The following is a 13,110-nucleotide window of genomic DNA, read 5'->3' on the forward strand; positions in this document are numbered from 1 at the left end:
CCTGGGCAAAGACATATTCTCATTGTGAGCATATGTCAATTGCGGGAGAGGGGCAGTTTCGTTCCGGAGAGGGCACGTTCATCGAGCACGGTCTGGCGGAAGCGGAAAAGCTTTGCCGGGCGGCCGCCGGTTTCGGTGGCCATGTCGCCGGTCTCTTCCACCAGCTGCTGCTGTTCGATCAGCCGGCGGAAATTCTGCTTGTGCAGGGTCAGCCCCGCCAGCGCCTCGATGGCGCGCTGCAATTGCAGCAGGGTGAAAGCGTCGGCCATCAGTTCGAACACTACGGGGCGGTATTTGATCTTGGCCCGCAGACGCGCGACGCCTGTGGCGAGGATGCGGCGGTGATCGGCGAACATCGGCCTGCCGAAATTGATCCGGGGCTCGCCCTGTGCTTCCTCGACCAGCCCGGCCTCATACAGCAATTCATAGCGTTGCAGGGTCAGCTCCTCGTTCCAGCCGCCGCCGTCGAGGCCGAAGGTGAAATCGGCCCGCAGGTGACGCTGGGTCCGGCTGGCGGGATCGGAATCCGCCCAGGCGCGCAGGTTGTCGATGATGGTTTCAAGAACCGTCGGCCGCCCCTGGCGATGGTCCTCCCAGGGAAAATAATCGTACCAGCCATGCCAGAGAGGGCGCTTGCCGCCGGAGGCCTCCTGCTCGCGCACCAGTCCGAGATAACCGATGGAGATGGTTCTTCCGCCAGGAATGTCGTTGTTGCGGTCGCGATCGGCGAAAGTATAGAGCTGTTCGAGATAACCGACCGGGTGGTGGGTCTGTTCGTGGATCCATTCCCGCAGCCCGCTTTGCAGCGTTCTATGCCCGAATTCGAACGGCCCCGACGGAAGGGCCGCGCCGGCGCGAACGGTCATGACCCTGGGCTCGTCCGCGGTAATGGCGGTGACGACGGCGATGAGTTCGGCATGGGCAAGCCCGATGGTCACGGCGGCTCCTGTCTTCGGCTGCGATATCAATCCTCTTTGACACAGGAAAACCGGTTCGCCAACAAGGGGGTGGCGAAAGTGCTTTCGATATCCGCGTAAAATCTAAAGTAGCGCTTCATCAGACAAAAGGATGAATTCTTGTGGTTAGTCATGCATCTTTTATTATGTTATAAAAATGTTATAAGCACTCATATAGTGTAGAAAGCCGATGTTGGACGATATATCTCTAGAAAAGACGCTTGTTGGTTATTATACGTGGAGCATCGGGCAAAATCTGGTCTATCTGGATGCCGTGGCCTCGCGTCTGCGCGATTTTTCCTTTGAAGAGGCTTCCCGCGGCGTGCCGGTGGAAACGTTCATCGCTCAGGTGGAGCGCTGTTCCCAGGCCCGCGTGGCGAGGGCGGTGCATAATGCGCTGACGAGCGGTGATTTTTATGACCAGGAATACCGGATCGGGCTCAAGGCCGGCGGTTTTCGCTGGTTGAGGACGACGGGAAGGGTCATCCATGATCGCGACGGCGTCCCGATCATGGCAATGGGTACGGTGCGTGACGTCAGCGCACGCAAGCTGCTGTTGATGTAATGTGCTTCTTTCCTGCTCCGGTTGCGTGGCAGGGTCCTGTTTCAGCTCTTTCGTGTTTCGGTGACATGGTCCGGCAGATTGCAATTTTGCTGTTTCAGATCGTGCTGGTCACGGGGCTCGGCATTGCCGGCATACGCATCGCCTCGTTTCTCAACGGCGAGGATGGCTACGCAACCGCCGGCCTTGCGGCGAATACGGAGATGTTGTGGACGACATCCCCGGTAAAGATCGATGTCCGCCGCCAGAATTACGAACGTATTCCGACCCCGCCCGACCCCTATCCGCTTAAAATGCATGCGGACCAGCGCCTGCGGGTGATCGCCAGCAACCGCTTCACCTTCAAGAGCCAGCAATTCCGTCTCGTCGGGGTGGAGGACATCGACCGCAACCGCGTCTGTACCGGCGCCGATGGCCGCCGCTACGCCTGCGGCCTCAATGCCTTCAAGGCGCTGGAAAACCGGTTGCGCGGCAAATATCTCGAATGCCGGGCGGCGGGGGAGGGTGGCGGTGACAGTGTGCTTTCGGTGGAGTGCCTGATCAGGGGCCAGGACGTGCGGGCGCTCTTGCAGGACGCGGTTGCGCCGGGACCCAGGCGATAGGGCGACCGTCAATGCCTGTTCGTATCTGAGATATGTCGTTGTCTGGGAAGTTTGGTGGAGCTAAGCGGGATCGAACCGCTGACCTCTTGCATGCCATGCAAGCGCTCTCCCAGCTGAGCTATAGCCCCATAAGGGTTCCGGCATTTCTTCCGGTTCCGGGAACCGAAGCGGTTGTTGTTCCGTTCGGTGGCGGCTTACTACTGCGGCTTTCCGACGAGTGCAAGCATAAAAAACGGCCCGGCGTCATTTTTTTGTCGTCGGGCCGAATTATCAAACAAAATCAAGCTTCTTCGTCGTCGCCCGATACGCCGATGATGCCGGACATGTCGTCGTCGTCATCTTCGTCATCGGTTTCGAGGAAGGTGTCGTCGTCATCGTCGATTTCGACGTCGTCATCATCGCCGAGATCAGGGATATCGTCGCCGCTGTTGTCGCCGTCGGCATCTTCCAGCGAGACGAGTTCGACTTCCGTGTTTTCGGTGTCGACTTCCGCCACATCCTCTTCTTCGGCCTGCTCCAGCTTCGCCTGGGCCGTGCTTTCCTCGAAGAAGGAGAGCGGCCAGGATTTGCCGGTGTAGGGAGAAACGACCGGATCACGGTTCAGGTCGTAGAACTTCTTGCCGGTATCGGGGTCTGTGCGCTTGGTACCAAGTTCCGCTTTTGCCACTGTCTAAGCCTCAAATTGTCGAATGAGTTTCGGTGTGTACGCCGTAAAACCGGCATAGACGGTAAAATTTATAGCCGGTCCCCTTAATCGTTGCGCTCTTTCGTGTCAAAGACAAACTTCGGATGCCGCCTTCCGTTCCAGCAGTCCATATGCGGAAATGCTCACGAAGATCGGACGGTATTGCATGCTTTATTATATGAACGACCAATGCACAGGCGGAAAGCTTCATGACCTTCACGATCGCCATAGACGGGCCGGCAGCGGCGGGCAAAGGGACGCTGTCGCGCAGGATCGCCGAAACCTATGGTTTTCATCATCTCGATACCGGGTTGACCTACAGGGCGACGGCCAAGGCGCTTCTGGACGCCGGTCTGCCGCTGGACGATGAGGCCGTGGCTGAAAAAGTGGCGCTGGAACTCGACCTCGGCGGTCTCGACCGCTCCATTCTTTCCCGGCACGATATTGGCGAAGCCGCATCCAGAATTGCGGTGATGACGCCGGTGAGGCGTGCGCTGGTGAAGGCGCAGCAGCGTTTTGCGGCCGGCGAGCCGGGCACGGTGCTGGACGGCCGCGATATCGGAACGGTGGTCTGCCCGGATGCACCGGTGAAGCTCTATGTCACCGCGTCGCCGGATGTGCGGGCGCGGCGCCGTTATGACGAGATTCTGGCCAATGGCGGGCAGGCCGATTACGACGCCATCTTCGCCGAGGTGAAGAAACGCGACGAGCGCGACATGGGCCGCGCCGACAGCCCGCTGAGGCCGGCGGAAGACGCGCACTTGCTAGATACGTCGGAAATGAGTATAGAGGCGGCGTTTCAGGCCGCGCGGGCGATCATCGACGCCGCCCTGAGGAAATAGGTTTCTCGCGGAACGGCTTGCCGCCGTCCGCGTTTAGTCCGGAATTGCCCGAAGACATGTCCTTGCGCCGGAAAGCCTTTTGAAAAGGCGGGCATGGGGTCGGGTATCAACAACACTAGCCCACCGGCGCTTTGTATTCGCCCTTGCGCGGATGCATTCAGGAGATTTCATGTCAGTATCTACCCCCACGCGCGACGATTTCGCAGCGCTTCTCGAAGAATCCTTTGCCGCTAACGATCTCGCCGAAGGCTATGTTGCCAAGGGCATCGTGACGGCAATCGAGAAGGACGTCGCCATCGTTGACGTCGGCCTCAAGGTCGAAGGTCGCGTTCCGCTCAAGGAATTCGGCGCGAAGTCCAAGGACGGCACGCTGAAGGTCGGCGACGAAGTCGAAGTTTACGTCGAGCGTATCGAAAACGCCCTCGGCGAAGCCGTTCTGTCGCGCGAGAAGGCTCGCCGCGAAGAAAGCTGGGTCAAGCTCGAAGCCAAGTTCGAAGCTGGCGAGCGCGTTGAAGGCGTCATCTTCAACCAGGTCAAGGGTGGTTTCACCGTCGATCTGGACGGCGCTGTCGCGTTCCTGCCGCGTTCGCAGGTCGACATCCGTCCGATCCGCGACGTTACCCCGCTGATGCACAACCCGCAGCCCTTCGAAATCCTCAAGATGGACAAGCGCCGCGGCAACATCGTTGTTTCGCGCCGCACGGTTCTCGAAGAGTCGCGCGCCGAGCAGCGTTCTGAAATCGTTCAGAACCTCGAAGAAGGCCAGGTTGTTGACGGCGTCGTCAAGAACATCACCGATTACGGTGCGTTCGTTGACCTCGGCGGCATCGACGGCCTGCTGCACGTCACCGACATGGCATGGCGCCGCGTCAACCATCCTTCGGAAATCCTCAACATTGGCCAGCAGGTCAAGGTTCAGATCATCCGCATCAACCAGGAAACCCACCGCATCTCGCTCGGCATGAAGCAGCTCGAGTCCGATCCGTGGGATGGCATCTCCGCCAAGTACCCGGTTGGCAAGAAGATTTCCGGCACCGTCACGAACATCACCGACTACGGTGCATTCGTCGAGCTGGAGCCGGGCATCGAAGGCCTGATCCACATTTCCGAAATGTCCTGGACCAAGAAGAACGTACATCCCGGCAAGATCCTGTCCACGAGCCAGGAAGTCGACGTTGTCGTTCTCGAAGTCGATCCGTCCAAGCGCCGTATCTCGCTCGGCCTCAAGCAGACGCTGGAAAACCCGTGGCAGGCATTCGCCTACAGCCATCCGGCCGGCACTGAAGTTGAGGGCGAAGTCAAGAACAAGACCGAATTCGGTCTGTTCATCGGCCTCGAAGGCGATGTCGACGGCATGGTTCACCTGTCGGATCTCGACTGGAACCGCCCGGGCGAACAGGTCATCGAAGAGTACAACAAGGGTGACGTCGTCAAGGCTGTCGTTCTCGATGTTGACGTCGAGAAGGAACGCATCTCGCTCGGCATCAAGCAGCTCGGCAAGGACTCCGTCGGCGAAGCCGCTTCTTCCGGCGACCTGCGCAAGAACGCAGTCGTTTCCGCTGAAGTCATCGGCGTCAACGATGGCGGCATCGAAGTGAAGCTCGTCAACCACGAAGACCTCACCTCGTTCATCCGTCGCGCTGACCTTTCCCGTGACCGCGACGAGCAGCGCCCCGAGCGCTTCTCGGTTGGCCAGGTTGTCGACGCCCGCGTCGTCAACTTCTCGAAGAAGGACCGCAAGGTCATGCTTTCGATCAAGGCTCTGGAAATCGCTGAAGAGAAGGAAGCCGTCGCACAGTTCGGTTCCTCCGACTCGGGCGCTTCGCTCGGCGACATTCTCGGCGCGGCTCTGAAGAACCGCGGCGAATAATCGCTCCGATCTTTTGAAACGAGAAACCCGCCGGAATTTCCGGCGGGTTTTTTATTGGGTCAACGGGTCTTGCCGGCTTGAGCGCCAAGCGCAATGCGTCTCCCGATGTCGTTCTCGATAAAAGTTCCGCGGACGCCGTCGGCGCGGCTCGCCTTTCCATCTGACGACGCCGCAGTCAGAGCATGCCGCTCATCTTAAGATAATAATTTTCCGCGCTGTCGTCCAAAGCCGCCTCTGGCGGGCTGTCCGGCACGTCGATCTCGTCATTGGCGGCGATCCGTTCTTCCGTGTCGTCCCGGCCGTCAGAATTGTCAGCCTCGGCTTCGCCATCCGCTTCATCCTCGGAGAACGGGCCGCCGCCGTGCGGGGGCGTTTCCGATTCATAGTCCTCTTCCGCAGGCGGATAGGCGACCAGCGGCAGCGGCGTGCCGTCTTTCGCCAGAGCCGCGGCGATCAGCGATTGCGTGGCGGATTGCTCCAGCATCGCCATTCGTACTTCCGGGTCCAGTGCGGCCCGGGGCACGAGCTGGGCGTCGGGGCGGTGGGCCACCGTTTCCGTTTCCTCGCCTGAGGGGCGGGCAGCGGCCGTCGCCAGGGCTGCCCGTTCGGCCGGCTGATCGTCGGGCGGTTGTGGGGCGGCGCCCTGCGGCAGGGGCGGGAGCTGCTGCGCGGTGGCGGCTCTGGCTGGAAGTTTACCGGCTGCGGCGGCAAGCAACAGATTGGTCATCGCCTCGGCCTCGTCCGCGAAGGCACCGGGGGGCAGGGTCTGGGCCGGGCGGATTTCCCTCTGTTCCGCCCTCATCATGTCCCGGTGCTGAGGGCCAGGGCGCATTTCAGTGGCTTCGGCGCGAGGCGGATGTGCCAGGCGAACCTCTGCCGGTGGCTCTTTGGTCGCACCGCCGGTTTGCGGCTGAGGCGGACGTGCCGCATTTTCGGCTCGTCCATCCGGTTTCGCCGCATTGGTCGGCGAATCGGTGCCGTCGGCAGGCGGGGCGGAAGCATCGGGCCGTGGAGCCGGCTGTGCGGTCAACGCCGCCATCGTGGCTCTTACGGCTGCGCCGCTGAAGGTGAACGGACCGGTGAGCAGGGGCAGGAGCCGGCCGGCCGTTGTCGAACTCGCCGCTTGTGCCGTCATTGCCGGATTCTGACGCCCGTCCGCATTCTGGCTCGGCATGGTCTGCTGCTTCGATTGGGTTGGCTGCGGGGACGCGGAAGGGGCGGCGTTATTCTGCTGATAGGAGGATACCACCGCCTTCGCGGCCAGATCGGTTCCCTTGTAACGGGAAAGTTCGATCAGCAGCGCCAGGCGGGCGGCATCCGGCCCGGTCGGCTGTTTCAGGATCTCCGCCAGCATCGAAAGGGTCAGGCCCTGTAGCGCTTTGCCGACCTGCTGTTCCAGCGCCAGACGCTGGGGTGCCGGCAAGGCGCGCAGAACCTCGGTCAGGCGCGTCACATAGGGCGCTATGGCCTCGCCATCGCGCCGGGGCAGGTTCATCAGCTTGCCAAGCGCCTCCGCCAGCACCGCCGTGCTGCGCGAAAGCTGCAGCTCGCTGGCAAGGGAGGCGATTGCCGCGCGGGCAAAAAGGCGGCTGCTATTGTCGGAGACGGGATTATTCGGCTGCGGCGGTACGACCTCTTTCACCTGCCCGCGCTGTGTCGGCGGCATGGCGGTTGCAAGGGCGGCATCGGTTGCCGGAATTTTCGGTACAGGCGGTAACATGCTGCGCTCCGTTCCTATCGGTGACCGCCGCTGGCTGCGAAGGAGCCCGTCCTCGCCGGCCCCCTGATCCGCATCTGGCTCGCATGTTGAAAGATCGCCGCGCCGGTGATGTACAGGTGTCATCTCGCCCGCTCATGCGGGAGCGCCGTGTGCGCCGTTGGCCGGATGGCGGTTGATTTCTGCGCACACAGAATCATCGGCCTCAATCTTGGCTCGCAGATGTTAACATTTGGCTAACCAACACAGTCCGGCCAGGCGGCGCCGGTCAGGGCGAAACGCCGAGGAACATGCGGTAAAGGCCGTTCTCGTCGGAATTGACCGATGAAATATGATCCGCTTCGCCGGGTGCGGTCTCGAAGGCTTCCGGCGGCATGGCATCGAGCCAGCTTGCCTTGGGAAAGCTTCTGTCGGGGCGAATATCCACGGGATCGGGCAGAATGTCATTGCTGTCGGCTGCCGCGAAAGCTGCGTCATCCGGCGCGAGCGGCGGAACCGCCAGGGACAGCAATGTTTGCGGCGTATTGGGTTCGTTATCTTGGACGGCACTGCCGGGCAGGCCGGAAATATCGGTCATGTCTGAACTCACATCATGTTTCGCTCAAATGTCGTGACGGGCGGCAATCATGCCGCCTTTTTCTTCAGCAGCTCATAAAGGCCATTGTCGTCGACCGAGATCGGCAGAATGGCGATGCGGGCGTTGTCGACGACCGCCAGCGCATCGAGCAGCTTTTCGGCGTCGTCCTTCGCCTCTGTCGGCGTGGCGGCCGCGTCCGTCTCGGAGGGGGTGTCATCGTTTTCAGCCGGGGCCGCTTCCGGCGGCGGCGTGGCTGCAAGTACGGAGATCAGGGCTGTTTCCGATGAAACATCCACCCAGCCTTGGCCTTCCGTATCGTCCGTTCTTTCGGCAGCAGCGTCGCCGTGCTCCTTCACGGCGTCCTGAAGCTCCTGCACATCCTCGAGCTTGCCCTGGGCATCGCGGCTCTGGATATCCTCTTCCCGCTCGGCCTTCACCTCGGCATCGTTGATTTCGCCGATACGGTCTTTGCCGCGTTCGGCCAGCAATTCATCCCTGCTCTTCGGATCGGCGACATCTTCCAGTCGCTGGATGACCTTCAGTGTCTCGCGTGTCATGAAGTGGATGCCCTGCGCCTGATCGTTCAGGGCGTCCTTGACCGCACGCGCGGCGTCGCCGAAGGGGTTGGCGATGGCGGCGATCATCTGTTGCGCCGAAATGCGGAGTTCCTTGAGACCGGTGGATTCTTCGAGCTCGGTTTCGCCTTTCGGCAGGGTTGCACGCATTGCCATGATGGCCGTCGACATCTGCGCGCCAAAATCCTCCTCCTGGCCCGTCAGCCCGGCGCGCTGGGCGATGCGGGCTGCGAGGGCGGCCATGGGATCGGTCGTGCTGGTGACGCCGTTGTTCAGCACGTCCACAACCTGCGCTTCCGAAACGCCGAAGGATCTCAGGGAAATCGTCGTGGCTTTTCCCTGCGCGTCGGTTTTTTCGAAACGGGTGGTCAGGGTCAGCGCATCCTGAAGCCGTCGCGCGAAGGAGAAGCTCGATTCATTCGCGTCCTGCGTGATGCCGAGGGCAGACGAGAAACGGGAGACAAGGGAGGCAAAGGCGTCCGGATCGAGTTTCATGAAACCGAACAGATAGGCGCTGATTTTTTCATTGGCGGCGCGCTGGCTTTGGTCAGGCTGCGGCTGCGTCTTGACCGTATCGTCCTTTTGGGTGCCGTTCGCTTTTTCCTGCTCTTCGCGCCGGCGCTCCTCGATGGTTTCCACCATCGACCGCATGAGGTCGCCGACTGCAATGGCCGCCGTCTGCTGTAGCGGAGTAATCATCTGGAAAGTCCCCGGCCGCCCAAAGTTGCGGCCGAGAATAGGCAGTTTCGGTAAACCAGTGTTTAAACGAAGCGTCGGAACGCTCAGCTATGGGCGAAAATATCGGTTTCTTCCCAGCCCAGAAGGTCGAGCTTCGCACGGGTCGGCAGAAACGCAAAACAGGCGTCGGCGTGATCGAGACGACCGTCGCGCACAAGGCGCTGGGTCAGCTTCTCGCGCAGGGCGTGCAGGTAGAGCACGTCGGAGGCGGCATAGTCGAGCTGCGCGGGCGACAGCGTCTCCGCGGCCCAGTCGGAGGATTGCTGCGCCTTGGAAATATCGACTTCCAGCATTTCCTTCAGATTGTCCTTCAGCCCGTGCCGGTCCGTATAGGTGCGGGTGAGGCGCGAGGCGATCTTGGTGCAGAAGACCGGCGTGGTCGTCACGCCGAAGGTGTGGAACAGGACGGCAATGTCGAAACGGCCGTAATGGAAGATTTTCTGGCGGGCGGGATCGGCAAGCATGCGAACGAGGTTCGGGGCCTCTTTCTGTCCGGCGGCGATGCGGATGACATCCGCCGTGCCGTCGCCCGGAGAAAGCTGGACGACGCAGAGACGGTCGCGGCGCGGTACCAGACCCAGCGTTTCCGTGTCGATGGCGATCGCGCCGGTGTAACGTGCGGCGTCCGCGGCGGAGATATCGCCTTCGTGATAACGGATGGGTGCGGCCATGTCTTGCTCCGGGAATTCCAGTTCGTGTTCCGGCTATAACGGAAAGAGCGGCCGGACGATACCGCTTTTATGGGCCGTTTCCCTGCGGCTTGGCTTGCCTTTGCAAAAGCCCCCGGGTTAGGTTCGGGAAATCCCGTTCTTCCAGATTGCATGAATTCCCGATGACAAAGAAAATCTATCTCGCCGGCCCGGAAGTTTTCCTCCCGAATGCGCGGGAAATGCTCGACCTCAAGGCCTCGCTGGCGCGGCAGGCCGGTTTTACGCCGCTTTCGCCGGGCGATCTGCAAATTCCGCCGGCGGACACCCGGATCGGCCATGGCTGCAACATCAATGAAGTCGATGAGCGAATGATGCTGGAAGCGGATGCGGTGATCGCCAATTTGACCCCGTTTCGCGGCATCGCCGCCGATACCGGAACAAGCTATGAGCTGGGCTTCATGTGCGCGCTGGGCAAGCCGGTTTTCGCCTATACCAATGTCGCCGCCAATCATTTCACCCGCATCATGGGCCATTACGGCGGCGTTGCCGCCATCGACGAGACGGGCCGTTATCGCGGGCCGGACGGCTTGTCGATCGAGAATTTCGACATGGTCGACAATCTCATGCTGCATGGCGGCATCCTGCGGCGCGGCGGCGTCGTCATTGTCGGCAACGCGCCTGAAGAGGCCCTTTATACGGATCTCGACGCCTATAGACGCTGTCTCGCGGCTGCGGCTGAAAAATTACTGACACCGATCGCAACTGAAAGAACGAATTTAGCGGAGGCATCATCATGAGCGGAACCATCCTCATCACCGGCGCGACGTCCGGTTTCGGACAGGCCACGGCGCGGCGTTTCGTCAAGGAGGGCTGGAAGGTCATCGGCACCGGCCGGCGGGCGGAGCGGCTTGCGGCGCTTGCGGCTGAACTGGGTTCGGCCTTCCACGGCGCCGCCTTCGATATCACGGACGAACATGCGACGGAAACGGCGCTTTCCGCTTTGCCGGAAGCTTTCCGGGATATCGACATTCTCGTCAACAATGCCGGCCTGGCGCTTGGCACCGCGCCCGCGCCGCAGGTGCCGCTCAAAGACTGGCAGACCATGGTGAACACCAACATCACCGGCCTGCTGAACATCACCCACCTCATTCTGCCGACGCTGATCGAGCGCAGGGGCATCGTCGTCAACCTTTCGTCGGTTGCCGCGCACTGGCCCTATACCGGCGGCAATGTCTATGGCGGGACGAAAGCCTTCCTGCGGCAATTTTCGCTCGGCCTTCGCTCCGACCTGCATGGCAAGGGTGTGCGGGTGACCTCGATCGAACCCGGCATGTGCGAGACGGAATTCACGCTGGTGCGCACCGGCGGCAACCAGGATGCGTCGGACAATCTTTACAAGGGGGTCAATCCGATCACCGCCGATGACATTGCCAACACCATCTATTGGGTCGCCTCGCAGCCCAGGCATATCAACATCAACAGTCTCGAACTCATGCCGGTCAACCAGTCCTTTGCCGGTTTTCAGGTCCATCGGGAAAGCTGATTTTCAACGGTTTCAGGGGAGTGCTGAAAAACCAAGCAGGAATTTTCGAGCTATGCAGAAATGCAATGCTGCATTGCGAGACTTGCTCTGTTAAAAATCGCTGATGTCACTATATTCAAATCATCGAAGCGACGCACTCCTCCTCCCAGCGTCGCTCGATGTGGATCGGTGACACTCCTCCTCCCAGTCGCCGATCAAGTTTGAAGCCTGCCGCACCTCCTCCCGCGGCAGGCTTTTTCCTTTTCAGGGCTTCTTTTCCGCTGTTTTTCGTCGGCCTTTTTCAAAAGGCGCGGATCCGCGCCGGCTGTGTCTCCGATCCTTCCCCCGTGGATTTCCGGGGGATTTCAAATTTTCCCGTCAAGGCAATGAGTGCGGAAATCGGAAGCGTGTCGATCACGATTTCGTTATGTCTAGATAAATATGCACAGTTTTGTGGCGGCGGGCGGCGCTGGCCCATTGCTTAGCCCCCGGCCTGTGTTTAAGCATGGGCAAAAGAACGCTTGGGAGGTTGCCGGCACATTGTGCCTGTGTGCCCGAAAGCGGCGGGGAGAGAATGGCAGAGTTTCAAGAGGCGCTGAAGCGGTTTCAGCCGATCGCGGTTTCATCGATCGCTGAAAACGAATTCCGGTTGCGGCTGCGCGGCCTTCAGGCGCGGATGATCCAGCAAAACATCAAGGCGGTCTGGCTCGATGCATCATCGTCGCTGACCTATTATACCGGCCTGTCGCTTGGCCTGTCGGAGCGCATTCATGGCGCCCTGGTGCCGGCCGAGGGTGCGCCGGTTTATGTCAGCCCGACCTTTGAAGAGCCGAAACTCCAGACCCTGATCCGTATCCCGGGTGAAGTCGCCGTATGGGAAGAGGATGAAAGCCCCTTCGATCTGATGGCACGGCGCATCGAGGCGCTGGCCTGTCCCGGCCATCTTGTCGCCATCGATCCCGCCACGCCCTTTGTCTTCGCATCGGCACTCATGCAGCGCCTGGAAGGCCGCATCATCTCCGCCCAGCCGATGATTGTCGCCCAGCGGCAGGTCAAATCCGCGGCCGAGATCGCCCTTATCCAGACGGCAATGGATGCGAGCTACGGCGTGCAGAAGGCCGTGTTCGAAGGGTTGCGTCCGGGCATTTCCACCACGGAAGTCGCCGATTTCGTCAACGCCGCCCATATTGCCCTTGGCCTGAAGCCACTTTTCGTGGCGGTGCAGTTCGGTGAGGCGACGGCCTATCCGCATGGCGTGCCCCATGCGCAGACGCTGAACGACGGCGATATGGTGCTGGTCGATCTCGGCGGCATTCTTCACGGCTATCGTTCCGATATCACCCGCACCTATGTCTTCGGCACGCCGACGGAACGGCAGCGTTTTCTCTGGAACGCCGAGCGCGACGCCCAGGCTGCGGCCTTTGCCGCGGCCCGTGTCGGCGCGGCTTGTTCCGATGTGGACAAGGCCGCCCGCGACAGCCTGACGGCGGCCGGTTTCGGCCCGGATTATCAGCTTCCAGGCCTGCCGCACCGCACCGGCCACGGGCTTGGGCTGGATATTCACGAAGAACCCTATATCGTTGCAGGAAATGCCACGGCGCTTGCGCCCGGCATGTGCTTTTCCATCGAGCCGATGCTGTGCATTTATGGGGAATGCGGCGTTCGTCTTGAGGATATAGTCTATATGACGGAGGCAGGACCGCGCTGGTTCTGCCCGCCGGAAACGAACCTCGACCGGCTGTTCCAGCCGGTCGCCGGGTAATTGGTCGGGAGGCAAAGGACCGAACGGCGACGCCGGTTGCGTGTCGCCGCTG

Annotated in this window: 13 protein-coding genes and 1 tRNA gene; 7 read left to right on the plus strand and 7 right to left on the minus strand. The window is 61.0% G+C overall.

Features of this window, described 5'->3' with window-relative positions; translation table 11 throughout:
- Positions 1-35: 35 nt before the first annotated feature.
- Positions 36-938, minus strand: a complete 903-nt coding sequence (locus ACI2KA_RS06385) for an NrtR DNA-binding winged helix domain-containing protein (RefSeq protein ID WP_404500276.1) — start codon at positions 936-938, stop codon at positions 36-38.
- A gap of 208 nt (positions 939-1,146) precedes the next feature.
- Here ACI2KA_RS06385 and ACI2KA_RS06390 point away from each other — a divergent pair, with 208 nt between their 5' ends.
- Positions 1,147-1,521 carry a PAS domain-containing protein gene (locus ACI2KA_RS06390; protein WP_404500278.1) on the plus strand — a complete coding sequence of 125 codons (375 nt, stop codon included), beginning with the start codon at positions 1,147-1,149 and terminating at the stop codon, positions 1,519-1,521.
- A gap of 65 nt (positions 1,522-1,586) precedes the next feature.
- Positions 1,587-2,120 (plus strand): thermonuclease family protein, encoded by a 534-nt coding sequence (locus ACI2KA_RS06395; protein WP_404500280.1) that lies wholly within the window; start codon positions 1,587-1,589, stop codon positions 2,118-2,120.
- 52 nt (positions 2,121-2,172) lie between these two features.
- Here the strand turns inward: ACI2KA_RS06395 and ACI2KA_RS06400 are convergent.
- Together ACI2KA_RS06400 and ACI2KA_RS06405 are read right to left on the minus strand one after the other, a co-directional pair.
- Positions 2,173-2,248 (minus strand) — tRNA-Ala (locus ACI2KA_RS06400).
- 152 nt (positions 2,249-2,400) lie between these two features.
- Positions 2,401-2,787 (minus strand): TIGR02300 family protein, encoded by a 387-nt coding sequence (locus ACI2KA_RS06405; RefSeq protein WP_004437826.1) that lies wholly within the window; start codon positions 2,785-2,787, stop codon positions 2,401-2,403.
- Positions 2,788-3,014: 227 nt separating this feature from the next.
- On the opposite strand from ACI2KA_RS06405, the gene cmk reads away from it, so the two are divergent.
- A complete protein-coding gene (cmk, locus tag ACI2KA_RS06410) occupies positions 3,015-3,647 on the plus strand; it encodes a (d)CMP kinase (RefSeq protein ID WP_404500282.1) in 633 nt (210 codons plus the stop codon).
- A gap of 169 nt (positions 3,648-3,816) precedes the next feature.
- Entirely contained in the window at positions 3,817-5,517 is a 1,701-nt protein-coding gene (gene rpsA / locus ACI2KA_RS06415; protein WP_404500284.1) for a 30S ribosomal protein S1, read from the plus strand.
- A 175-nt stretch (positions 5,518-5,692) separates the two neighbouring features.
- Here rpsA and ACI2KA_RS06420 read toward each other — a convergent pair whose 3' ends face one another.
- From ACI2KA_RS06420 to ACI2KA_RS06435, 4 genes are all read right to left on the minus strand, one after another.
- Positions 5,693-7,237, minus strand: coding sequence for a hypothetical protein (locus ACI2KA_RS06420; protein WP_404500286.1), 1,545 nt, complete (start codon positions 7,235-7,237; stop codon positions 5,693-5,695).
- Between the two features lie 265 nt (positions 7,238-7,502).
- The gene (locus ACI2KA_RS06425; RefSeq protein ID WP_404500288.1) at positions 7,503-7,811 is read right to left on the minus strand and encodes a hypothetical protein; all 309 of its coding nucleotides are present in this window, start codon (positions 7,809-7,811) and stop codon (positions 7,503-7,505) included.
- A gap of 47 nt (positions 7,812-7,858) precedes the next feature.
- Entirely contained in the window at positions 7,859-9,085 is a 1,227-nt protein-coding gene (locus tag ACI2KA_RS06430; protein WP_404500290.1) for a hypothetical protein, read from the minus strand.
- 83 nt (positions 9,086-9,168) lie between these two features.
- Positions 9,169-9,795: a ribonuclease D gene (locus tag ACI2KA_RS06435; protein WP_404500292.1), complete on the minus strand. Its 627-nt coding sequence runs from the start codon at positions 9,793-9,795 to the stop codon at positions 9,169-9,171.
- Between the two features lie 161 nt (positions 9,796-9,956).
- Here ACI2KA_RS06435 and ACI2KA_RS06440 point away from each other — a divergent pair, with 161 nt between their 5' ends.
- From ACI2KA_RS06440 to ACI2KA_RS06450, 3 genes are all read left to right on the plus strand, one after another.
- Positions 9,957-10,571, plus strand: coding sequence for a nucleoside 2-deoxyribosyltransferase (locus ACI2KA_RS06440; RefSeq protein ID WP_404500294.1), 615 nt, complete (start codon positions 9,957-9,959; stop codon positions 10,569-10,571).
- Positions 10,568-11,317, plus strand: coding sequence for an SDR family oxidoreductase (locus ACI2KA_RS06445; RefSeq protein WP_404500295.1), 750 nt, complete (start codon positions 10,568-10,570; stop codon positions 11,315-11,317). The genes ACI2KA_RS06440 and ACI2KA_RS06445 overlap by 4 nt, the downstream gene beginning before the upstream one ends.
- A gap of 553 nt (positions 11,318-11,870) precedes the next feature.
- Positions 11,871-13,058, plus strand: coding sequence for a M24 family metallopeptidase (locus tag ACI2KA_RS06450; RefSeq protein ID WP_404500297.1), 1,188 nt, complete (start codon positions 11,871-11,873; stop codon positions 13,056-13,058).
- Positions 13,059-13,110: the final 52 nt, after the last annotated feature.

Source organism: Agrobacterium sp. NPDC089420 (assembly GCF_044900305.1).
GTDB lineage: Bacteria > Pseudomonadota > Alphaproteobacteria > Rhizobiales > Rhizobiaceae > Agrobacterium.